Here is a 21,884-nt window from a genome sequence, read left to right as displayed (position 1 = left end):
CAGTTGAGGGATAAGGGAAAAAGAGAAAGGAACAAAATAAATACCCTTTCATCTTTATCCTTTTCCCACAAGACAGAATTTTGATATTTGAAAATTTTATTCTGGTGTGCCAAGAATAAACTGTTATTCTTGGTTAAAACTGGCAATTGCTTCTGCATTCATGCAACTTACTTGGTAACTCCTACTAAAGACAAAAGTTCTTGTGTTGTGAGACTGCGTTTCTTTTGGATTGATTCTTGTCGCACTGCATTTAATACAGATTGAGTTTCTTCGCTGTTCAAGATAATCCCGTGTTGTTGCAGCACATTAAATAATAGATGCCGACCAGAATGCTTACCGACTACTAAACGCCGCTCACGTCCAATTTCTTCTGGGGCAAATGGTTCGTAGGTATGGGGGTTTTGCAAAACTCCATGAGCATGAATACCTGATTCGTGGGCAAAGGTATTTTCACCCACAATTGCCTTCCAAGGCGGTAAACCATAACCTGATGCTGTTGCTACCAGTTGAGATATTTCTAATAAACGCCGCGTATCTATATTTAAATCCAGCTTATATATATGTTTAAGAGCCATCACAACTTCTTCTAAAGCTGCATTTCCTGCTCTTTCACCTAATCCATTGACGGTAGTATTCACAGATAAAGCACCAGCTTGAATACCTGCTAAAGCATTGGCAGTAGCTAAACCAAAATCATTGTGAGTGTGCATTTCTATAGGTATGGACAAGGATGTCACCAATTTTTTTACCTTGTCAAAAGTTGTAAAAGGGTCAAGAATACCTACGGTGTCACAAAAGCGAAACCGCGATGCACCCCATTCTTGGGCAGAAAGTACTATATCTAAAAGAAATTGTTCATCGGCTCTGGAAGAATCTTCTCCTCCTACAGATACAAACAGTCCGTTATCTAGGGCAAAGCTCAGACTATCTTTGAGTTTTTGTAATACTAATTGCCACTGTCCTTGAAATTTTGCGCTTATTTGAATTGCAGAGACGGGAATGGATATATGCACTCGCTTTAAACCACAAGCGATAGAAGCTTGGATGTCGGAAATAACAGCGCGATTCCAACCTAAGAGATGAGCTTGCAAATCCAAATCAACAATTGTAGCGATCGCTTGTTGCTCTGCTTCACCCATTGCTGCAATGCCAATTTCTATTTCTGGAACGCCGATCGCATCGAGAAATTTGGCGATCGCAATTTTCTCTTCTAAATTAAAAGCAACACCTGCTGCCTGCTCGCCATCACGTAATGTTGTGTCATTGATGACAACCTGATCCATTTTTTAAATTTCTCCAAAAAAAGAGATTTATCTTCGTTGCCTGAAATTGAATAAGCATAAGGAGAATTTGACAAAAATTACTTCAAAAGTAAAGAGGTGGTCTCATCCATACTTATGCTACTTTTATGCAAGATTACTACAATCTGTAGTAACAAGCAGATATCTTCTAATCACTACTTGTGAAGGGGTATTTCAAAGCTAGAATTCTCCTTTTCAGGATTGCATATTTAACGGTGCTGACTGTTGACAGTTAACAGTTAATGACTACATGAAATGATTATGCAATGAATATGTATTTTAGCTGATCAAGAAAGTATCTTTTTCAGCATCATGATTTTCTCATAATGTTTAATCCGAAGTTACAGTTTTATCTGCTAATATTTCTGTTGCTTCCGATATTTTTTGATGATTGTTAGTAGTAACATGTTCAAAAAAGCGAGACATTAAAGGTAAGGCAATAAAAATTACTGCTAAAACTAATAGAAATGCAGAAATTCCGAAAAGCTGATTCTGTTGTATTTCTAATACTCCACGTAAAATTACTTCCCGTAATGCAGAAACTATGGTAATTTCAACTGCTGCTCCTACTGATATCTGCTGGGTTTGTAGGTAATCAAGAAGTAGACGGAATAACTCTACAAGAATTAAAATAAACAGTATATCAGATGTAATTTCTCTGACATCTAAAGGGTGTAAAAAGGAGAAGAACATATCTCCTAGCCGAATCAACATGACGCAGAATAAACCAAGACACAGAGAAACAATAATGAAGTCTTGGAATCTTTCTAGGTTATTGACAATTCGCTCTCTTTCAAACCAACTGTTGACTTCTCTAAGGACACGTTTAGGCATAATTTCTTCCAAGACTTTGATTTTCCTATTTACATAATAAGCAATTTAAAACTTAAAAAGTTTCTTGAAAATATTTAATTCTTGGTATTTCGTAACAACTATTTGAACTGATTTGTTGTGTTATTTACAGCAGAAATCCAAGTTTTAAAAACGTATTATTTTTGACAGGAATTATATTTTTATTGATAAAATCTCTGTTTATATAAAAGGCTAAACCAATGATTAATCTCACTAGTTAGCTTTATTTGTAATCATCCACTTACAAGTTCAAATACGCCTAGACAAGGCGGCAACTAAAGCTACCAATTGCGGTGGCTCAATAGGTTTAGCTAAATGCATTTTGGTTCGCTTGTTGCTGTTCGTCAGGAGTAGACGACTGAGATTTTTGTGACCGCCTAGAGTTCATTATCTACAACCGATTCAAAGTCGGGGTGTTGCATTATTTGTCAATACCATACAGTTTTTCTAGCTTGACTTTAGCCAGCTAAAGATAGATGTTATCAAAACAGAATACATACGCTACTTCGCCAGAATTGGTGAATTTACCTGAGTGTGACAATTCGGCAAGCTCCCTTCGACAAGCCCTTCAGCTACGCTCAGGGCATTGCTCCTGAATTCTGAATTACACACAGTCAACTTACAAATGGTCACCGACAATGTAATATTGTCGTCCTTTGAATTTATATTGGGTCGGTGAGCGATCGCCAAAAAAATTTCCCGTTATTATTACATCTAACAACGGGAACTAATAAAATTTTCTATAAACTTGTTTAGCAATTATCGAGTAGCAACTTGTGGCCCTGCCCACACTTCTGTTTTATCACCGAAAGTCACAGGCTGATCGGCCTCTGTTGTATTTACTGTCTTGCCATCAGTAGCAACTTGTACCAGAGGCCACTCTTCTTCACCCATTTCTCCCTCGCGGAACAACACATGATCAGGTTGGTTTTTACTCCAACCTAGCAATACAGCAATCTTTTCATGCTCATCGTCTTGGCGAGCAGGCGCAACAGTATTAGTGTGATTTTTTTGCCGATCCCAAATAACTGCACGATCTGTAGCGTCGCCTGTATTGAACACCCCTTCAAATTTGCGAGCTAAAAAGCGATCGCTTTTTTCTGACCAGCTAACAGGAACAAGTACCCCAATTTTGCCATTTTCTTGGATCTGTTCTGGAGGTGCAACATTAGCACGTAATAGCGGATCGTTTATTTGAGAGGTAGAAGCCATCACCCGCAATTTCTTAGTCTGTCTATCTTCGACAAACATCGTACTGCTAACACGGCTGTTATACATTTCCGGTTTAATTTCCATTTGCACCCGGCTGTAAACAGCATACTTACCATCAGGAGAAACCACAGGTAAACTACGGTAATAGCGCACTCCAGTATTACCTTTCGATCCAATCGCCTCCTGAGTTGCAACAATCCATTTCCAAGGAATTGGATGCGGACTACCTATCGGATCTACTTGTTCTGCTTGCTCCTCGCTAGGTACTTCCATTGCTGGTGCTTCAGTTGTAGATTCTGGTTCTGACTCTTGGGGAAGTGGTGCAATAGCTGGAATTCGATTTAATGCTGATGATCCCACACGATAATTTTTGGCATCAGCAAAATTCTTATCTTGCATTAACGATTCAATCTCCGCAGCTGGAAATTTTGCTGCTAACTTGAAGTCGCTAACAGTTATGTTGGGAATTGGAGCCAGTTCCACTGCTGCTAAGGGATCGACAGTAGCTTTATCCCCGCTGGCGTGAGAGTCATTTTTGATTGAATAATCTGCTACTACTAAAGACTCGATTTTTTGTGCTTTGACAACTGGCTGTTCCCCAACTACAGCCAGATTCTGTGGAACTGAAACAGATTCTCCGGTTGTGGAGTTGCTCGAAGCATCTTGAAACATTTCAGCTAAATCAGGTTCGCCAAAATTAGCCGTTTCCTGAGGTACAGCTTCCGATTCTCCAGCGTCAGGAGCAATTTTAGCTACTACTTTTGATTGTTTAGCAGAGGTAGAGTGACCTGATGCTGCAATTAAAGGAGCAATCAGCATCACTACAACAACAGAATTAAGAAATGGTTGCGCACGGAACCATCCTGACAGCAAGAGGGGTTTGAGCATGTGTGGACTCTCTAGAAGTGCGGGTGCTGTGTGAGAAGCAATCGATGCCTATGTAGCAAGGGGAAAGGTGATGACTACAGGTATAACAACAAACTCACCGTTTTAACGAGTTGTGAGAAATAATTTTTTTAAACTTGCACCTTGTCACAAAAATTTATTATCATTACCTACACCTTTTGCTTAATAAATAAACTATTTATCCGCTACAGTTTTGCCAGTACAAAGCTGATGCAGATTAATCACGAAATTACTGCACAAACTAAATTTTTACGCCTCTAACACAATTAACCACACCAAAAAATTGGTAGTGGATGAAAAATTATTAGGCGTATTATTTCGGCTACAAACACTGGCAGCCTAAAGGTAGAGCTAAATAGCTGAACTGTTGGGATAGACTTTAGCAACTGCTAAGCCGCAGGAGGCTCCCCTATATATACCTGCTACAACAGTGCAGACCCCGGTAAAGGTAAAGAGTGAGTGAGGCGTTACTTTGAAAGCTGGGAAAGCTGACGCACAACATATGATACTCGAAAAACCGAGTTAGTATCCACTCCTGGGAGTAAATTAATATCTAACTGTAACAAAAGCAAAAGCGTTGCTTAACTTGTAGCTAATAACCGCAGAAAAAGCGGTCTAAAAGCTCTGCTTTGGTAAACCTCACAAAGCATGTTTTGATATCTAGCTGAATCAGCCCAGTAATAAAGTATCAAGTTGATATCAATTGATCAACATGTTGAGTTAAATTATTTTCAGTCTATCAAGAAAACCTAGATTTCGCCAACTAGATGTAGAAAATAGGGAGTAAGAAGGATAATAATAAATAACGAAGTAACTAATACCTATTGACTATTAACTATTGATTATTGATTAATGAAAGTTGTATTTTTTGGTACTCCGGAATTTGCCATTCCTACCCTCGATAAATTACTGAATCATCCAGAATTTGAAATTTTGGCAGTAGTTACCCAACCAGATAAACGTCGAGAACGAGGAAATAAACTAACTCCTTCACCTGTAAAAACACTTGCTCTGAATCATAATTTGCCAGTGTGGCAACCTGAGCGAGTCAAAAAAGATAGTGAAACTTTAACCAAGCTGCAACAATCAGAAGCCGATGTGTTTGTTGTGGTAGCTTATGGGCAAATTTTGTCCAGAAAAATCTTGAACATGCCCAAGCTAGGTTGCATTAACGTGCATGGTTCGATTTTACCTAAGTATCGTGGTGCGGCTCCGATTCAGTGGTGTCTCTATAATGGTGAACCAGAAACAGGAATTACCACCATGTTAATGGATGTCGGTATGGATACAGGAGATATGCTACTCAAAGCAACCACACCAATTGGATTGTTAGATAATGCTGACAATTTAGCCGAGAGACTAGCAACAATCGGTGGAGATTTATTAATAGAAACTTTGTTAAAACTGAAGCATCAAGAAATTCAACCTGTTCCGCAAAACAACGCTGAAGCGACTTATGCACCTTTGATTCAAAAGCAAGATTACCAGTTAGATTGGTCAAAGAGTGCGATGCAATTACACAATCAAATTCGGGGTTTTTATCCTAACTGCTTGACAACTTTTCGTAACCAAACTCTCAAAATTACAGCCACCCTTCCCCTTGGTTCTGCTTACAGTGAAGAAATACCACCAGAATTAGAAAATATACGTCAAAAATTACCTGATTTATCCAATATATCTGGTAGCCCAGGGGAAATCGTAAGCATTGCCAAGGGAATAGGCGCGATCGCCCAAACTGGTGCGGGTTTATTATTATTACGGGAAGTTCAGTTAGCAGGTAAACGTCCCCAGTCGGGATGGGATTTTGTGAATGGTACTCGTTTAACAGTGGGGGAAATTCTGAAGTACGAATCATGAAGTATGAAAAATTTCAGACTTCAGACTTCAGACTTCACACTTCATACTTTACACTTTCATAGTAGCGACAATCCTTGCAAGGGCCGTGGGGATTAACAGCACAGCGAACAATTTCCGAATGAGCGTTATACATACAAGTCGCATCACCAACTACCCATCGTCCATCCACTAAGCTTTTTTCTGCTGGTCTTTGAGCAGATTGCACGTAGAGGGAGATATTGTACAACCGATAACGCCCTGATTTAAATTGATATCTATGCCGACGCTCTAGAACAGCATAGGTTTTACCTTCAAAATCAAGATAGTTTCCCGGTTGGGGTGTCCAGTCAAGCTGAACTTTACCGAGGGACTGACGCGGGTGCGTCAGTATAACCTCGGTTGGTAGATAGTCTGGCTCCATAAGTTTATGTGATGTGATTTACATTATAAAAATAGTATCGCAGGAGCCTACTCTTGCTTATCCGACTTCGATTATAATTAACGATTAACTTTATTCTTGAATAATTTGTGCATGGCGATCGCACTATCACCACTCTGTTATAGTTGCGCCTTAGACTTGAAGTCCAAGGCGGTAGGTTATCAAGCTACTTCAAAACTACTTGGAAGGAATTCAAATAACCCGTAATAGTTTTGCCTAGAGTTTTTTGTTGCTTTTTAGTTGTGATAGCCATAACTTGATAAAGTCTTCCTTGAGCAACATACATCCTGCTTCTAGTAATTTTTCCTCCGGCGTTAATAAACTCAATTTCTTTGCCTGGATGACCGTTGGAACTGCGAATATTGCGCTGGCGAATTAAACTACTTTTCGTAGTTTTTAACAGCATATACTGTGCTTGGTCTAATATGGTTTGGGGATTTGTCAGTTGACCATAACTGTGGGGAAAATCGTTGTAAACAACTACATAGGCAACTTGCTGCTTTTGTGGTTCAGCATAAAATATTTCTAAGTCAATTTCCCCCATGTAAGTTTTTTGGGTTTGGGTTTCCTTGTTCGGTGTTCCTGGCATTAACACTGTAAAACGACCATCAGGCGCACGGAATAACTTCCATTTTGGCTGCACTGGTTGAGTTGCAGTTTCTGGCTTTTTCACCGCTGGTTGTTGAGGTTGACGTGCTTCCACAATAAAAGAGCTACCACAAACAAGTGTGGCAGCTATTAATGGTAGAATTTTTTTGAATGTCATAGTTTTAGCTTTGTCGATGCAGATATCACTGATGATGTTAGTGTTATAACCTAGCTGCACACAAAGCCGCACCTATTAAACCTACTTGATGGTTGAGAATAATATATACAGGTATCTCTTCTAAAAGAGAACGCATTCTGCCTTTTTGAGTGAAGTTTAATAAGAAACTGCCGTTTTGAATCAAAGGTAAAATTTTCGGTGCAATTCCACCAGCAATGTACAAGCCACCATAAGGTAAAAGTTTCAGGGCGAGATTTCCGGCTTCTGCACCGTATGCCTCAACAAACAATTGTAAAGTTTGTTCACAGAGGCGATCGCTTTTTTCAACTGCGGCTTTGCCAATTACAGCACCAGGATCAACAGTTTTTTCTGCCTGTCCGGCTTCTTGTTCCCAAGTTCTCACAATTTGAGCGATTTCTGGGGATTCGGTTGCATGTTTGCGATCGCGCAAAAATTGGTAAATCGCAACAATACCCAAACCAGACACAACTCGTTCTACAGAAACACGCTGGATGTCATGTTTATCCAGCAGATATTTCATTAGTTGAAACTCTAACTCGTTTCGGGGAGCAAAATCGGCGTGACCACCTTCAGACGGAAAAACTTGATAATGATCTCCATACTTCATTAAAAAGCCTTGTCCTAAGCCAGTACCAGCACCAATAACGGCGATAGGTGCTTCTGGTTTTGGTTTACCAGGTTGTAGAGTCAGCACATCTTTTGTAGTTAAACCGAAAATGCCATAGCCAACAGCAGCAAAATCATTAATTAAAGAAATTGCAGCAATACCCAATTCTTGTTGCAAACGTTCGGTATCGAGAAACCATGCTAAGTTAGTCAATTTAGCAGTGTTGTTGACTACTGGCCCGGCGATCGCAAAACAAGCTTTTTGCGGAGTTGCTGTATTCGCTTTGAGCAAAAACTGCTGCACCATCGGTACTAAATCAGGAAAATCCCCACTGCGATAACTTTCCTCATAAATAGTCTGTAACCCTAGTGAGTCTGAGGGTTCAACCAATCGCAAAATGGTTTTTGTACCGCCGATATCTCCTGCTAGTAACAAAGTCATACAAAGTAATAGTAATTTAGTTGCTGTTTTTGTAGAGTCAGTCTAGGGTTGAGGATAGCAAGTCGAGTGAGACTGGATTGATACTTAATTTTCTGCTAATTTTTGTCCCCAGTCTTCTACCCGGTTGAGGAATTTACGCAAATCGGATCACTTCCTCTACCTCAGTCAAATGAGAAGTGTCTCCCTTTAGTTCTAGCAACCATTCTGGGCCTTGAAGCACAACCTTGACTAAGGAACATAAAGAAGCTTTAACTTCTGTTTTGGCTACTTCACCGACTAACCCCATTGCTGCACCTAGCACAGAAGCACCATGTCCTACCAATAAGATATGCTCTGGAAAGAATTCCGTTGCTAAACATCTGGCTGTTTGTCCTGAACGTGCGCGGACTTGTTCGTGAGTTTCGGGATATTTAGCAGCAATGCGTGGCGTGTAGCCAGTATCAATTCTGGGAAATAGTTCTTTTAAGGCTGGAACTGATAGTCTTTCCGGTTCTTCAGTCATCCATTCAGGATTTAACCATTCACTCAAGCCTGCTTCTAATTTAATAGATAAATCTAATGCTTCTGCGACTGCATTTGCTGTTTGCACCGTTCGCAGAAAAGGAGAAGCAAAAACATGGGTGATTTTCTCTGTTTTCAAGCGTTGAGCTAATAGTTTTGCCTGTACGAAACCATCATCAGATAAGGGTGGATCGTAGCGTCGTTCGGCGGTGAGGAACCAATCAGGATTTACGAAGTCGAGGCGGTTGGCGTGTCTTGCGATCCAGACTATTTGACTCATGGGTTTTTTGAAGGCAAATAAAGTTTACACCTATGGAAATAAGCATGACGGGTGCAAACCCAATATTATGACAAATTTTGTAATGTTTTGTAATAGTTAAATATATTTATTGGTAAAAATTAAAATTATAACTCTACAGTTTTAACCAGCCGAATAGTTGTTCTACAGTTAATTGCAGATTACTGGCTAAATCAGGAACTGGTAATATTACTTGTGATTCTTGTAAGATTTCTGGTTGCTGGTTTGGATAATAAACTAAAAGCGATCGCTCTTCTGGATCAATCAGCCAGCCTAGCTGAGTACCATGTTTGAGGCAGTGTAATATATTTCCAGTGACTTTAGTTTGACTTTGGTCGGGTGAAAGAATTTCAATTGTCCAGTCTGGATAAGTGGGAAAAACATTCGCTACATCACCACGCTCATCTAAGGGAATACGTTCCCAAGCAAACACCGCTACATCAGGTACAATGGAACGTCCGCCAAAAGTACATCGTAATTCAGGAAAAGCTAGGGCAATTTTTTGACTTTCAACTACTGCATTAATCCCAGTTACTAATTTTCCCTGTAACTTACTATGTTTTCCTTGTGGTATTGGTTTTTGAATGACTTGACCATTGATATATTCACTAGCCGGCTTTGTTTCTGGAAGTTTTAAAAATTCTTCCAATGTTATAAGTTTAGTAGGCGACTTTACCATTTACTTCTTGTAACGTTTAGAATAATAATGACGAATTATGAATTATCCCAAGTAAGCTTTTTTCACACGTTCATCACTAATTAATTCTGAGGCTGCACCTGTTAAAGTGATAGAACCAGCTTCTAATACATAGCCTCTATCAGCAATTTGTAAAGCCAAGTTAGCGTTTTGTTCAACTAACAAAATGGTAACGCCTGTAGCCCGTAAATTTTCAATAATTGAGAAAATTTCTTTGACAATTGCAGGTGCTAAACCCAAGCTTGGCTCATCTAACAATAGCAGTTGTGGTCTACTCATTAAAGCACGAGCGATCGCCAACATTTGTTGTTCACCACCGCTAAGAGTTCCTGCTAATTGGTTGCGGCGTTGTAACAAACGCGGAAATAACTCAAATTGACGCTGAATATCTGCTTTTATCTCTGCTTGATTAGACCGAATATAAGCACCTAATAGTAAATTATCAAAAACTGTTTGCTTTGCTAACACTCTCCGCCCTTCTGGACAATGAGCAATACCTAATTTCACAACTTCGTGAGGCTGACGGCGAGTAATATTGCGTCCACTATAAATAATTTCCCCACTCGGAGGATTAACTATTTTTGATATTGCCCTCAGTGTAGTACTTTTACCAGCACCATTAGCACCAATTAAAGTAACAACTTCACCCTTGTTAATAGTTAAATTAATTTTTTTCAGCGCTCGAATCCCACCATAATTCACATCTAAGTCGTGAACTTCTAAAATTTTAAAATCTTCTAGATTTTTATATTGGCGTTCATCGGCGTGCATCGGCGGTTTCATCTAAAAATAATCTAATAAATTATCTACCTTATTAAATCATTTTTGGCTGGATTCTAAGGTCTGTATTTAATGCGAGGTATGGCGCGATCGCCCAACACCGCTAAGAGGTTGTTTGAAAAGTATTGTCGGTAACATCAAAATTTCAAAAACCTAACCACCCTGCCTTTCCTACAAGGGAATGGGGGTTTCAAAGCCTCTCTCCGCTTTGGGGAGAGGTTTGGAGAGGGGTTTTTAGTATAATTTTGGACTTTCCAAACATCCGCTAACATTCTTTGGTAGTCTTGCCAATTTCCCAAGAGTTTGAGAACAGCGCCAGGAGGTAGATCAATTCTTTCTGATGTGATGACAGTATTCATGCTGGAAATCAACAGAACCTGCGGTTCAAGTACACTTGCTAAGATAACATCATGAATAACATGGGAGGAATTAATCGTCATGAGTGTGATTGTTGCCAAGTGGATGATTGACGATTAATAGCTAAAAATGGAAAATACACAACTTTGGTATATTGTCAAGCGTAGTACTGGCAACTGCGAAATCGTCCCTAGCAATTTAGTTAGGGACGATGATCCAGAGATTATTGAAAAGTGGGGGACTTTTGCTTCTGTGGAAGAAGCGATCGCCCGACGGATTGGTTTAATCAGGGCTGGTAAGTGCCAACCCCAATAAATAGTGCTGAGTTCAAAGCGCTGAGTGCTGAGTATATATGCAGGATGAAGTGCGATTTTTAACCAAGTTTAAAGGTCGATTCTTTGCTTCTTTGCACGAGGCAAAAATCCTCCCATTTTTCAGCAAGCCTCTAATTATTTTTCTCGGCGCTAGTGATACCTTTAGCAGCAATTTGCTTACCTAGCACTTCCACTGCTTTAGCAAATTGTGGATCTGCCATAGTAGCCAGTTTGTCACGCTCATGTAACCACAAATCTTGCCTTTGAGCATCAGTCAAATCGACTTTCACATCTGGATCAATTCCGTGCTTGTTAATATCTTTACCGCTGGGAGTGTGATATTTAGCAATTGTCACTGCTAACCCTGAGCCATCTTCTAAGGGACGCACCGATTGCACCAAACCTTTACCAAAAGTTTGAGTACCGACTAAAACTGCCCGCTTGTTGTCTTGTAAAGCTCCAGATAAAATTTCGCTGGCACTAGCTGAACCCTTATCTACCAAAACTACCAACGGTTTATTAGTTAACGCCCGTCCTCTAGCTACTTCCTTTTCTTGCTCTCCTTGGCGGTCAATGGTAGAAACGATTGTGCCTTGATCCAGCCACATCCGGGCAATTTCTACACTAGAGAATAACAAGCCACCTGGATTACCACGCAAATCTAAAACATATCCAGCAACCCGCTTAGACTCTAAATCTTTGATTGCGTTTTGCATTTCCTTACCAGCGTTAGCACTGAACTGGTTCAGGCGAATGTAGCCAACATTACCTGTTGGTGTTTGTTTTTGAGAATAACGTACTGGATGGATTTCAATCCTGGCGCGTTTAATATCAAACTGCTTGACAGCACCATTGCGCTGAATTGTTAGCGTTACTTTGGTGTTTGGTTCACCTCGGATTAAGGATACAGCTTGGTTAGTATCCATTCCCTGAGTGCTTTTACCATTAATTTTCAAAATGACATCTTTGGCAAGAATTCCAGCTTTAAATGCTGGTGTATCTTCAATTGGCGCAATTACAACCAACTGCTTGGTTTTCTCATCCTGGCTGATTGTTATACCGATACCTGTAAGTTCTCCTGAGGTATCAACCTGCATATTCTTGAACTCTTCAGGATCCATAAACCGGGTATAAGGATCACCCAGCTTTTTCAGCATTTCCCGGATGGATTTATACGCTTCTTGCTGATTACTGTAGGACTTGTCCAGGTACTCCTTACGAACAGCCTGCCAATCTACCTGATTAAAAGTGCCATCTACATATTGGCGGTTAACAATTTGCCAAACTTCGTCTACTGTATCCTTGGGACTTGCTTTAAATAAAGCCTGACCACGCGAGTGAATGCCCAGGCTAGTAACAGCAATTGTGGAGAGTGTTACTGCCGTAGCACCCAGAACAAGCCTACTTTTTGTAATCACCATAATGACAGCTGTGTCAGAGGGAAAAAATAATAGTCAGTATGCCCAATCTAACACAGGTATTCTGCAAAGACCGGGTATGTATTCTTAATTTCATTAAAATACTTGACAATCCGGCGAAGTTGGAGATTCTGAAGTATGAAATATGAAGTATGAAATTTTAGACTCTACTAGTTTTTGCGATGATGCTCCTGCATCCTTAACAAAAGTTGCTTCTTGCAGAGAAGCAGCCTAAAGTCTGCTTACATAACTTTATACTTCATACTTCACACTTCACACTTCATACTTCTTATGGTTCTACCCAACGTCCATCGGCTTTAATCAGGTTGATTAACTCCTGCACACCTTCGGTTTCTGGTACTTTTTTAATTTCTTCTCGCCCACGATATAAAGAAATGTAACCAGGAGTCTTACCAACATAGCCATAGTCAGCATCTGCCATTTCGCCAGGGCCGTTCACAATACAACCCATCACAGCAATGTCTAGTCCAGTTAAATGCTTGGTGGCTTCCCGGACTTTATGCAGCACTTCTTCTAAGTTAAATAAAGTACGTCCGCAAGAAGGACAGGCGACATATTCCACCATTGTTTTTCGCAATCCCAAGGCTTGCAAGATGCTGTAGCAGACAGGGATTTCGTTTTCTGGTGCTTCTGTGAGGGATACACGGATGGTATCACCGATGCCATCTGCTAGTAATGTGGCAATACCAGCGGTGGATTTGATTCTGCCGTATTCGCCATCACCTGCTTCCGTTACGCCCAAATGCAAAGGATAATCCATGCCTAATTCATCCATACGCTTGGCTAAAAGACGATAGGCGGCTACCATCACGGGTACTCGTGAGGCTTTCATAGAAATAACTAAGTTGCGGAAATCTAATGATTCACAGATGCGAATGAATTCTAAAGCAGATTCCACCATTCCTTCTGGGGTGTCACCGTAGGTAAACAGCATTCTTTCTGCTAAAGAACCATGATTTACCCCAATCCGCATAGCTTTACCTTGGTCACGCAGAGACACTACCAGCGGTTCTAAAGTCTCGCGGATTTTTTCGCCAATTTCCTCAAATTCCGCTTGGGTATATTCGGTGCGATTGGCGTTTGGTTTTTCAAACACATACAACCCTGGATTAATCCGTACTTTTTCGATGTGTTTGGCGACTTCTAAGGCAATTTTCATGCCATTGTGATGCACATCAGCCACAATTGGCACATCTTGGTAAGTTTTAATGATTTTTTGTTTGATTTCTGCCAATGCTACAGCGTGAGCTAAGCTAGGCACTGTGACACGAATGATTTCGCAGCCAACTTCGTGCAACCGACGAATAGCAGCTACAGAACCATCAATATCAAGAGTGTCTTCATTAATCATTGACTGCACAACCACAGGGTGGCCACCACCTATGGTGACATTGCCTACCTTGACTGGGCGGGTTTTACGCCGCTTGATTGTAGTATCAAAGGTGGGTTGACTAGATGTGGTGTTTGACGTTGTAGGTGTAGGCAGAGTTTGCATAACTCTATGAAGTAAATTTTTTAGCTAAAATATCGGACTGAACAATCTCTGTTTCTCAGATTGCCATAGGACGGGCTGGTTTGGGCGATGAGATGGCCAAAAAGAAGATAAAAAAATCTGAGGGAAACAGTAAGTAATAGATTTCTGTTATACGGTATGAGTTTAATCCTGCTTTAAAGTTTCTTAATATTATGTAGGTTTGATGAGAGATGCGATCGCATTCAGTTCGCCTTAGCTACAGGAGTTAAATATTTTTCTGTCCTTGAGCCAAGCCAAAGTAAGAAACTGTGACACAGAATTTCTTACTGTTAGTTACCGCACCTAGCCGTATCAATGGTTTTGAAAGCCAGTGCTGTGCATCTCTATTGCGTGATCGTGCTTCGCAAGCTGGGGTGACTGGGGGCGAAAACTGCGATCGCCCTTGGATGTCGGGAAAGTGAGCTATACCGACATGGATACACCAGAATCTCCACAACAGCAATCAGTACGGTAGGTGCGATCACACTCTTTATAAATAATGATTTATTATTTTTATTAATTAATAATTGCCCTAGTAAAATCCTTTTTTGTTGATTCTTACTACATCAATATGGAAAAAAGTGAAGAAACATCTGTTTTTAAAAATTCTAGCAATGTAGAAGCTATACAAACAAACTGGATAATAGCAAGTGGATTATTTATTATTTTTATTTTATTTTGCATCTTAATGTGGGTAGTTTTCTTTATTTTAAATACTCACCAATGGTCAGAAATATTAGAAAAAAAGATTGAATATATTACTAGAGCTTTAACTACAGCAGGTTTAATTTTTGGTGGAATTGTAGGAGCTATAAATGTTTATTTTGGAGCCAAGCGTGCATTAGCTATGGAGAATAGTGCTATTGCAGCCAATAGAACAGCCAAAGCTGCTGTAAAAAATGCACAAATATCAGAAGATAAACAGATTACAGAGCGATTCTCAAAAGCCATAGAACAAATGGCAAGTGAAAGCAATGCAATTATATTAGGTGGAATACATACTTTGGAAAGAATTGCTAAAGATTCCCCTAATGATCGCTGGACAACAATAGAAATTCTTACAGCTTTCCTTCGACAAAAAACAAGGTTTGAAAAATTTGAAAAATTATATGAGCTAGAAGAAGATGCTGATATATATGAATATCGAAACAGTCCTCTGAGAATAGAGAAGTTAGAAAAACTAGAACTTTTTCAAGAAATTATTACTGTAATTGCTCGACTAAACTCTCAAAAAGCACCAGAAGGCAGAGCGCTAAATTTATCTAATATTAATCTTGTTCTATCTAGACTTAAAGGAGCTAACTTTAAAGAAGCTAACTTTGAAAGAGCTACCCTTATACAAACCAATTTTGAAAAAGCCGATCTTACAGATGCTAACCTTACATCAACTATACTCAGAGGATCTGACTTTAGAGGAGCTATTCTAGAAAGAATCAACCTCTCAGGAGCAAACCTTGAAGGAGCCGACCTTCGTTGTGCAAACCTCACAAACTCTAATCTTCAGTATGCCAACCTCTCAAGAGCTAACCTTTCGGGAGCTAACCTTACAAATGCTGACCTTATACGTGCTAACCTCGAAAATGCTGAGATGATAGTAGCAAACCTTACAAAGTCTAATCTTCAGTATGCTAATCTCTCAAGAGCTAACCTTGATGGAGCTAACCTTACAGAAACTGATTTTACTGCAAATCAAACTATAAAACTTAGCCAAATAAAAAACCATACTAAAAATTGGGAGAAAGCCAAATATGATAAAGACTTTCGAGATAAGTTAGCTTTACCACCAGAAGAAGAAAAATAATTAAATGAATATGTGATTGCATCCTCACAAAATACACAAAAAACCGCCAGTGTACCCTCATTTCTTTTGCACCAAAAGAAATGAAATCAGTTAGTCTTCAACGAAAATTTGATTCTTACTTTTTGATTACTAAAATTTAACTTCAATGAATCAAATCTTCTTCAGTATTCATAGTGCATTGATTAGTATCTCTGCCAAACTTTCTTCTCTCATGACTATTCAATTCAAAATCACAATGGCTTTTGATGAGGTACACCAACAGCACGAGGAAATTGAGGAGGTGTAGTTGTTACCTTTCGTAAGTATAAGCAGTGACGGATGCTATTAGTTAAGGGAGTAGCGAATTTTTCAATTGATTCAATTTCACCACCTAACTGCTTAACAGCATTTTGCAAAGTGATAGTTTCCTCTTCAGTCCAAGTACCTCGATAAATTACAGCTAAACTACCTTGTTTCAGTAATGGTAAGCTATACTCCACACATTCTGAAGCTGTACCGACGGCGCGGATAAGGGCAATATCATAGCTTTGGCGGTGCTGGGTTTGCTGGCCGATTTGTTCAACTCTGCCAACTAGAGTTTTACAATTGCTGAGTTCTAGTGCAGTTAATACTTTATCGATAAAAGCAATTTTTTTGCGGGTTGAATCTAGCAGAGTGATTTGGCTATTAGCCATAATCAAACCTACGGGAATACCGGGAAAGCCTGCACCTGTACCAATATCAATTACAGATGCACCTGTTTGAAGTGATTCAATAAATTGGTTTTTTAATACGATTCCCCGCAAAGAATCCCAGAGATGTTTTTCCCAAAATTCTTGAGGTTCTGTAATGCGAGTTAAGTTTAATTGACTGTTACCTTCCAGAATTAACTCGTAAAGTTGCTGGAATTGTGCCTGTTGCTGTGTTGTTGGTTGCCAATTAAGTGTTTGCTGCCAAATTTCTGCCATTTCTGGCAGCAAGGGAGTTGTGGAATTAGTCATTAGTCAATTGTCAATTGTCAATGGTTAACAGGCAGCAGGCAAAAAGATAAAATTTCATACTTCATATTTCACACTTCATACTTTTTAAGTCATGCTGCTGCTTGGGGTTCTTTCACTTTACTACTAAGTGTTGTGGGATCAACTGATTGGAGTTCGCCATGATTGAGTGTCCAACAGCGGTCTGCGATCGCTAACAAATCTCCAGCATCATGTGTTACTACTAACAGTGTCCAGTCTTGTTTGAGTTTCGCCAATAAGTTTACTAGTTGCTGGCGCATTGACCAATCTAAACCAGCTGTGGGTTCATCTAATAACAATACATTTGGCTGACGAATTAATTGCACTGCTAAAGCTAAACGTCGTTGCTGTCCTCCACTTAAAGCATAAGGTGCGGCGGAAAGTGATAAATGCTCTAATCCCACTTCACTTAGGGCTTGTCTCACTCTTTCTGACCCTAACTCAGGATGCCCTAATCGCAATTCTTCTAAAATCGTACCACCGCAAAAGTGCCGTTCGGGAAACTGAAACACTATTCCAGCCAATTGTTGTAACTGTTCGGCTATGAGTTCTTGTTCTCGCCAAAACACTGCGCCAGAAGTTGGTTCGGCCAGTCCAGACAGAATTTCTAGTAAGGTGCTTTTGCCAGAACCACTCGGCCCAATAATTAAACCTAACTGCTGAGGTGGTAATTCTAGGTTAATTGACTTAAGAATTGCTGTTGGGCAAGCTGTGGGATGATAAGTTAAATTTCTGAGATAGAGCATTTGTTAAAATTACCAAAAATTGGCGAATAACTCATTAACTAAGGTTAACTACATCAAGTACAACCGGAGAATTCCGAAACGCTTCAAGCATGATCTCACAGCTAGACTATCTCTTTATTTTGGCAGAAGAACCCTGGATTCAGAGCTAGAACAATCATGGGAACTTGCAAAAATTAGCCAAGTCAACCTGTTTAGAATGTGTTGACCGAAATAGTACTAAATTAAGATGAAACATTTTTTGCATTCTAGGTAACATATAAAGCTATTTCAACCGCAATTATTCTGAGGGTGCTAATGACTAAACTATTTCCAGCTTCACAAATAGTATTTACTAAATTCACTACCCTTGCTCAGGCAACTTTAACCGCTGCGATCGCACTTAATTTTTGGGTGAGTCCATCCTTAGCTGGCGACCCCTTTCGCAGTAGCCAACCCCATAACATAGGTGACAATACAGAAGCCGCTTTTAAAGCGATTTTCCAACAAGGTAATTATCCCGCCGCTGAACGTTACCTCAAAGAAGCATTAGAGAAGGAACCAAATGAACCTTTAGCTTATGCAATGCAGGCATCTTTAGCCTACATCAAGGGAGATATAACAGGCTTAAATAAATACAGCCAGCAAACTTTAGAAGCTGGCCAGAAATTAATTGCTAATGATCCATTACGGGGGAATATATACACTGCTGTTGGGCATTTTTTTGAAGGTGCTGTAATTGTGACGCGTGATGGTGCGGCTAAAGGTGCTACACAAGCTTTAGGTCGATTGCGGCAAGTTTACCAGTATTTGGATAAAGCAGAAGCGATTTCGCCAAAAGATCCAGAACTGAATTTACTTAAAGGCTACATGGATTTGATGCTATCTGTTAACCTGCCTTTTGCGAATCCTGATGAGGCGATTGGGCGGCTAGAGACAAGTGCTGCACCTAAGTATTTGGCAGATCGAGGAATTGCTATTGGCTACCGAGATTTGAAACAATACACTCAAGCTTTAGATTATGCAAATCAGGCTATCAAAGGCGCACCAGATAACCCAGAGTTGTATTATCTCAAAGCCCAAGTTCTTAAAGAACAGGGGAGAAGAGAAAAAAGCCAGCAGTTGCTTAAAGAAGCGATCGCTAATTTTGACAAAGCTTTAACGAAAAAATCTCAACTACCAGCTAATTTAGTCAAGCAAATTGAGAAAGAACGTGCAAGTGCGGTTAATCAACTAAATAATTCAGGTAGATAATGAGAAAAGTCTGAAGTCTGAAGTCTGAAATCTGAAATTTTATTCTTCAGTTTTCATTCTTTAGCTTTCATTCTTGACTAGCCCCCTGTTTGATATGCTTATTTTAAGTAACAGTAATTGAGTTATTTGAATGCACATTCAGTTTCGTGAATTTAATCCGTTTGATGTCTGGATTTGGTTAAAGTTTAGTACTGTACCTTCGCAACGGGAAAAAGAATATGTAGAAGAGGTTTTGAATTCCTGGTTTTACTTAGGTAAATTAGGTGCATTTAATGCCGAAAATCTGCAAGTCCAGGAAACAGGGCTGGAAATCAGCTATATGGATTATGATGCACAAGGGTATGACAAAAGTTTGTTAGCCCTAATGCACAACATGGGTGAGATTGAGTACGAAGGACAATGGGCGCGTTGCTGGTTTGACTTGGGAACTAGTGATGCGATCGCTTTAGATATTTTAATCAACGCCCTCACCCAGCTAAGTGAAGAATACGTCACTATTGAAGATTTGTATATTGGCGGCGAAAATGAAGACTGGCCTGTCGAGGATAGCGACAGCCGTTCTTACTCGATATACGATAATTAGTGGCAAGAATGAATAAATCAGGAGAAATTCGGGTCATAGTTTTGGGGCTAATTCGGGATGGAGAGCGAATTTTTGTTTCTGAAGGCTATGACCCAGCCAAGCAGTCTACTTTTTACCGTGCTTTGGGTGGTGGCGTTGATTTTGGTGAAACTAGTCACGCCGCTTTACAACGAGAATTTCAAGAAGAAATTCAAGCTGAGTTAACTAATATTCGCTATTTAGGCTGTATTGAAAACTTATTTATATATAACAATCGGCAAGGTCATGAAATAATTCAACTTTATCAATGTGATTTTGCCGACTCAAAGTTTTATCAAATAGAAAGCCTGATGTTTTCTGAATCAGGAACACATCATCATCGGGCGCTGTGGGTAGAAATTGAGCGCTTTAAATCTGGCGAACTGCGGTTAGTTCCAGAGGAATTTTTTGATTATTTATCAAGATAATTAAAGCTTGAATAGTAGATGCACTCGCTATTTACAGCAGAATTCAGGTGCTATAAATAAATAAGAAAATCAAACTGGATTATCATAGAAACCATGTTTTTAGAAATTTAAAATATCCAATGAACCTTCTATTTGCAAATCTAAAAATCGTCCTCGTGCATCTTTGAGCGCATCTAATTTACCTTCTTTACGATAAAGTTCTACAGCTTTCTGAAAATCTGCAATTGCTGCTTGCTTATCTCCTATTTCGGATTGCACATTGCCACGATTGTAATAAGCATCAGCGTAATTAGGATTAATTTGTATAGCCTGAGTATAATCGTCAAAAGCTCCGGCATTATCGCCTAAATCATAACGAGCATTGCCGCGATTGTAATAAGCACTAGCATCATGGGGGTTAATTGCAATTACTTGAGTATAATCATCAATTGCACCTTCGTAATCACCTATATCAGCACGAGCATTACCACGATTTTTATAAGCAATAGCATCATGAGGATTCATTTTGATGGCTTTAGTAAAGCTTTGCTGATATCCTAAAAAATAACGTGCCATGCCACGATTTTTATAATTTAAAGCATAGTTAGGATTAATTTTGAGTGCTTGAGTATAATCTTCAATTGCTCCTTGATTATCTCCTAAATGAGAACGAGCATCAGCGCGGTTTTTATAGGCAACTGCCACATTAGGATTGAGTCTGATAGCCTGAGAATAATCATCAATTGCTGCTGCATAATCTCCTAATTGATAACTGGCTAAACCTCGTTTGATATAGAGTTTGGTATCATTGAGATTTATTTGAATGGCTTGAGAATAATCTGTGAGCGCTTCTTCGTAATCTCCTATCTGATAATAGCTTAAACCGCGTTGATAATAAATTTCAGCATCGTTTGGATACAATTCTAAAGCTTGGCTATAGTTGGCGATCGCATTTGCGTATTCTCCTTTTTCTAAGCAATCATGACCTCGTTTGATATAATCAATTTCTGGTTGATCAATAAATAATTGATTATCTGCATTAACTGCTGGGCGCGACAATAAAATCTGTGATTTGTTGTGATTTTCTGGCTTAGCTAAATTGTAATTAATTGCAGATTGATACTGTTCTAAATAGCAACGCAAACCACCGCCATATAATAGCTGTTCTATCCCAAAGGCAATTCTGCCAGTTTTGAGTTTAATCATACGGGTAGGCAGAAACCCTGCTAAAAACAGGTGATATTCCGATTGTGCTTCGTGTACTTCTTCTTGAATTAAAATACAGACCACAACCGCATTTTTTTCGACTTCTTCTGAACTTACAGACCATCTCACTTTATCAAGGCTGCCATGCCGAGATTTGACTTCAATACCAACTGATGGGTTAGTGGTCAGGGTAAAATCTATCTTGCCATCGCCACCAAAGCGTTTTTCATAATCAACTTCGGTAATAAAATCAGCCAAGCGTTCTTTAACAACTTCTTCACCCAATTTGCCTTTGAGATAGCTGATAAAAACATCCCGCACTGGCGAAACACGCTTATATTTTTCTGCCATTTGCCAGCAAAATTCTCGGAGAACTTTTAATCTCTCTCCAGAGATTATAGTTAATTCACTATATTGACCTTCTGTTTCGCAATGAAGCAGAGAACCGGATGTTAACCTTTTAACAAAATCAGACTGTAGCGATCGCAATAGCGTAATCCAGTCCATTGATATATCTGCGAAACTTTTAATTAAATTATTTTATTCAAATATTCCAGCAGCGTAAACATTTATAGTAGGGAACAGGGAATAGGCAACAGGGAATGGGGAACAGGT

21 protein-coding genes are annotated in these 21,884 nt (G+C 39.5%); 7 read left to right on the top strand and 14 right to left on the bottom strand.

What is annotated here, in order from left to right; translation table 11 throughout:
- Nucleotides 1-167: 167 nt before the first annotated feature.
- The 3 genes from nifV to ACMX3D_RS20105 all read right to left on the bottom strand — a co-directional run bounded on the left by nifV (nt 168) and on the right by ACMX3D_RS20105 (nt 4,253).
- Nucleotides 168-1,283: a homocitrate synthase gene (gene nifV / locus ACMX3D_RS20115; protein WP_482747613.1), complete on the bottom strand. Its 1,116-nt coding sequence runs from the start codon at nt 1,281-1,283 to the stop codon at nt 168-170.
- A gap of 348 nt (nt 1,284-1,631) precedes the next feature.
- Entirely contained in the window at nt 1,632-2,135 is a 504-nt protein-coding gene (locus ACMX3D_RS20110; RefSeq protein ID WP_482747612.1) for a phosphate-starvation-inducible PsiE family protein, read from the bottom strand.
- 777 nt (nt 2,136-2,912) lie between these two features.
- Nucleotides 2,913-4,253, bottom strand: a complete 1,341-nt coding sequence (locus ACMX3D_RS20105; RefSeq protein WP_482747611.1) for a hypothetical protein — start codon at nt 4,251-4,253, stop codon at nt 2,913-2,915.
- An 870-nt stretch (nt 4,254-5,123) separates the two neighbouring features.
- Here ACMX3D_RS20105 and fmt point away from each other — a divergent pair.
- The gene (fmt, locus tag ACMX3D_RS20100; RefSeq protein WP_482747610.1) at nt 5,124-6,128 is read left to right on the top strand and encodes a methionyl-tRNA formyltransferase; all 1,005 of its coding nucleotides are present in this window, start codon (nt 5,124-5,126) and stop codon (nt 6,126-6,128) included.
- A gap of 34 nt (nt 6,129-6,162) precedes the next feature.
- On the opposite strand, the gene ACMX3D_RS20095 is transcribed toward fmt, so the two are convergent.
- The 6 genes from ACMX3D_RS20095 to ACMX3D_RS20070 form a co-directional block, all read right to left on the bottom strand.
- Nucleotides 6,163-6,528 carry a DUF6464 family protein gene (locus ACMX3D_RS20095; protein ID WP_482747609.1) on the bottom strand — a complete coding sequence of 122 codons (366 nt, stop codon included), beginning with the start codon at nt 6,526-6,528 and terminating at the stop codon, nt 6,163-6,165.
- Nucleotides 6,529-6,712: 184 nt separating this feature from the next.
- Nucleotides 6,713-7,312 (bottom strand): hypothetical protein, encoded by a 600-nt coding sequence (locus tag ACMX3D_RS20090; protein ID WP_482747608.1) that lies wholly within the window; start codon nt 7,310-7,312, stop codon nt 6,713-6,715.
- Nucleotides 7,313-7,355: 43 nt separating this feature from the next.
- Nucleotides 7,356-8,381, bottom strand: coding sequence for a glucokinase (locus ACMX3D_RS20085; protein ID WP_482747607.1), 1,026 nt, complete (start codon nt 8,379-8,381; stop codon nt 7,356-7,358).
- A 133-nt stretch (nt 8,382-8,514) separates the two neighbouring features.
- Nucleotides 8,515-9,162, bottom strand: coding sequence for a histidine phosphatase family protein (locus tag ACMX3D_RS20080; protein WP_482747606.1), 648 nt, complete (start codon nt 9,160-9,162; stop codon nt 8,515-8,517).
- Between the two features lie 133 nt (nt 9,163-9,295).
- Entirely contained in the window at nt 9,296-9,859 is a 564-nt protein-coding gene (locus tag ACMX3D_RS20075) for a Uma2 family endonuclease (RefSeq protein ID WP_482747605.1), read from the bottom strand.
- A gap of 42 nt (nt 9,860-9,901) precedes the next feature.
- Nucleotides 9,902-10,660: an ABC transporter ATP-binding protein gene (locus ACMX3D_RS20070; RefSeq protein ID WP_482747604.1), complete on the bottom strand. Its 759-nt coding sequence runs from the start codon at nt 10,658-10,660 to the stop codon at nt 9,902-9,904.
- A gap of 483 nt (nt 10,661-11,143) precedes the next feature.
- On the opposite strand from ACMX3D_RS20070, the gene ACMX3D_RS20065 reads away from it, so the two are divergent.
- Nucleotides 11,144-11,329, top strand: coding sequence for a DDE transposase family protein (locus ACMX3D_RS20065; protein WP_482747603.1), 186 nt, complete (start codon nt 11,144-11,146; stop codon nt 11,327-11,329).
- A 130-nt stretch (nt 11,330-11,459) separates the two neighbouring features.
- Here the strand turns inward: ACMX3D_RS20065 and ctpC are convergent, their stop codons facing one another.
- Nucleotides 11,460-12,749, bottom strand: a complete 1,290-nt coding sequence (ctpC, locus tag ACMX3D_RS20060; protein ID WP_482747602.1) for a carboxyl-terminal processing protease CtpC — start codon at nt 12,747-12,749, stop codon at nt 11,460-11,462.
- A 286-nt stretch (nt 12,750-13,035) separates the two neighbouring features.
- The gene (gene ispG / locus ACMX3D_RS20055) at nt 13,036-14,262 is read right to left on the bottom strand and encodes a (E)-4-hydroxy-3-methylbut-2-enyl-diphosphate synthase (RefSeq protein WP_482747601.1); all 1,227 of its coding nucleotides are present in this window, start codon (nt 14,260-14,262) and stop codon (nt 13,036-13,038) included.
- A gap of 287 nt (nt 14,263-14,549) precedes the next feature.
- On the opposite strand from ispG, the gene ACMX3D_RS20050 reads away from it, so the two are divergent.
- A complete protein-coding gene (locus ACMX3D_RS20050; RefSeq protein WP_482747600.1) occupies nt 14,550-14,702 on the top strand; it encodes a hypothetical protein in 153 nt (50 codons plus the stop codon).
- A gap of 149 nt (nt 14,703-14,851) precedes the next feature.
- Nucleotides 14,852-16,081 carry a pentapeptide repeat-containing protein gene (locus ACMX3D_RS20045; RefSeq protein WP_482747599.1) on the top strand — a complete coding sequence of 410 codons (1,230 nt, stop codon included), beginning with the start codon at nt 14,852-14,854 and terminating at the stop codon, nt 16,079-16,081.
- A 230-nt stretch (nt 16,082-16,311) separates the two neighbouring features.
- Here ACMX3D_RS20045 and rsmG read toward each other — a convergent pair whose 3' ends face one another.
- Together rsmG and ACMX3D_RS20035 are read right to left on the bottom strand one after the other, a co-directional pair.
- On the bottom strand, nt 16,312-17,061 hold the full coding sequence (gene rsmG, locus ACMX3D_RS20040; protein WP_482747598.1) for a 16S rRNA (guanine(527)-N(7))-methyltransferase RsmG: 750 nt from the start codon (nt 17,059-17,061) through the stop codon (nt 16,312-16,314).
- 89 nt (nt 17,062-17,150) lie between these two features.
- On the bottom strand, nt 17,151-17,825 hold the full coding sequence (locus ACMX3D_RS20035; protein ID WP_482747597.1) for an ABC transporter ATP-binding protein: 675 nt from the start codon (nt 17,823-17,825) through the stop codon (nt 17,151-17,153).
- 294 nt (nt 17,826-18,119) lie between these two features.
- Between ACMX3D_RS20035 and ACMX3D_RS20030 the strand changes: the two genes are divergently transcribed.
- The 3 genes from ACMX3D_RS20030 to ACMX3D_RS20020 all read left to right on the top strand — a co-directional run bounded on the left by ACMX3D_RS20030 (nt 18,120) and on the right by ACMX3D_RS20020 (nt 20,084).
- Nucleotides 18,120-19,055 carry a Sll0314/Alr1548 family TPR repeat-containing protein gene (locus ACMX3D_RS20030; RefSeq protein WP_482747596.1) on the top strand — a complete coding sequence of 312 codons (936 nt, stop codon included), beginning with the start codon at nt 18,120-18,122 and terminating at the stop codon, nt 19,053-19,055.
- 130 nt (nt 19,056-19,185) lie between these two features.
- A complete protein-coding gene (locus ACMX3D_RS20025; RefSeq protein ID WP_482747595.1) occupies nt 19,186-19,638 on the top strand; it encodes a DUF3531 family protein in 453 nt (150 codons plus the stop codon).
- Nucleotides 19,639-19,646: 8 nt separating this feature from the next.
- Nucleotides 19,647-20,084 carry an NUDIX hydrolase gene (locus ACMX3D_RS20020; RefSeq protein WP_482747594.1) on the top strand — a complete coding sequence of 146 codons (438 nt, stop codon included), beginning with the start codon at nt 19,647-19,649 and terminating at the stop codon, nt 20,082-20,084.
- 99 nt (nt 20,085-20,183) lie between these two features.
- On the opposite strand, the gene ACMX3D_RS20015 is transcribed toward ACMX3D_RS20020, so the two are convergent.
- Nucleotides 20,184-21,776 (bottom strand): tetratricopeptide repeat protein, encoded by a 1,593-nt coding sequence (locus tag ACMX3D_RS20015; protein WP_482747593.1) that lies wholly within the window; start codon nt 21,774-21,776, stop codon nt 20,184-20,186.
- Nucleotides 21,777-21,884: the final 108 nt, after the last annotated feature.

This window comes from Anabaena sp. TISTR 8404 (assembly GCF_056847745.1).
This window is presented reverse-complemented; position numbering and strand designations above follow the sequence as displayed.

What these genes read in the sequence shown, in the direction of transcription:
- ACMX3D_RS20070 (WP_482747604.1), bottom strand. Translation starts at nt 10,660, where the DNA reads ATGAAACCGCCGATGCACGCCGATGAACGCCAATATAAAAATCTAGAA.
- ispG (WP_482747601.1), bottom strand. Translation starts at nt 14,262, where the DNA reads ATGCAAACTCTGCCTACACCTACAACGTCAAACACCACATCTAGTCAA.
- ACMX3D_RS20065 (WP_482747603.1), top strand. Translation starts at nt 11,144, where the DNA reads ATGGAAAATACACAACTTTGGTATATTGTCAAGCGTAGTACTGGCAAC.
- ACMX3D_RS20035 (WP_482747597.1), bottom strand. Translation starts at nt 17,825, where the DNA reads ATGCTCTATCTCAGAAATTTAACTTATCATCCCACAGCTTGCCCAACA.
- ACMX3D_RS20030 (WP_482747596.1), top strand. Translation starts at nt 18,120, where the DNA reads ATGACTAAACTATTTCCAGCTTCACAAATAGTATTTACTAAATTCACT.
- ACMX3D_RS20020 (WP_482747594.1), top strand. Translation starts at nt 19,647, where the DNA reads ATGAATAAATCAGGAGAAATTCGGGTCATAGTTTTGGGGCTAATTCGG.
- ACMX3D_RS20045 (WP_482747599.1), top strand. Translation starts at nt 14,852, where the DNA reads ATGGAAAAAAGTGAAGAAACATCTGTTTTTAAAAATTCTAGCAATGTA.
- ACMX3D_RS20110 (WP_482747612.1), bottom strand. Translation starts at nt 2,135, where the DNA reads ATGCCTAAACGTGTCCTTAGAGAAGTCAACAGTTGGTTTGAAAGAGAG.
- ctpC (WP_482747602.1), bottom strand. Translation starts at nt 12,749, where the DNA reads ATGGTGATTACAAAAAGTAGGCTTGTTCTGGGTGCTACGGCAGTAACA.
- fmt (WP_482747610.1), top strand. Translation starts at nt 5,124, where the DNA reads ATGAAAGTTGTATTTTTTGGTACTCCGGAATTTGCCATTCCTACCCTC.
- ACMX3D_RS20025 (WP_482747595.1), top strand. Translation starts at nt 19,186, where the DNA reads ATGCACATTCAGTTTCGTGAATTTAATCCGTTTGATGTCTGGATTTGG.
- nifV (WP_482747613.1), bottom strand. Translation starts at nt 1,283, where the DNA reads ATGGATCAGGTTGTCATCAATGACACAACATTACGTGATGGCGAGCAG.
- rsmG (WP_482747598.1), bottom strand. Translation starts at nt 17,061, where the DNA reads ATGACTAATTCCACAACTCCCTTGCTGCCAGAAATGGCAGAAATTTGG.
- ACMX3D_RS20105 (WP_482747611.1), bottom strand. Translation starts at nt 4,253, where the DNA reads ATGCTCAAACCCCTCTTGCTGTCAGGATGGTTCCGTGCGCAACCATTT.
- ACMX3D_RS20090 (WP_482747608.1), bottom strand. Translation starts at nt 7,312, where the DNA reads ATGACATTCAAAAAAATTCTACCATTAATAGCTGCCACACTTGTTTGT.
- ACMX3D_RS20095 (WP_482747609.1), bottom strand. Translation starts at nt 6,528, where the DNA reads ATGGAGCCAGACTATCTACCAACCGAGGTTATACTGACGCACCCGCGT.
- ACMX3D_RS20080 (WP_482747606.1), bottom strand. Translation starts at nt 9,162, where the DNA reads ATGAGTCAAATAGTCTGGATCGCAAGACACGCCAACCGCCTCGACTTC.
- ACMX3D_RS20085 (WP_482747607.1), bottom strand. Translation starts at nt 8,381, where the DNA reads ATGACTTTGTTACTAGCAGGAGATATCGGCGGTACAAAAACCATTTTG.
- ACMX3D_RS20015 (WP_482747593.1), bottom strand. Translation starts at nt 21,776, where the DNA reads ATGGACTGGATTACGCTATTGCGATCGCTACAGTCTGATTTTGTTAAA.
- ACMX3D_RS20075 (WP_482747605.1), bottom strand. Translation starts at nt 9,859, where the DNA reads ATGGTAAAGTCGCCTACTAAACTTATAACATTGGAAGAATTTTTAAAA.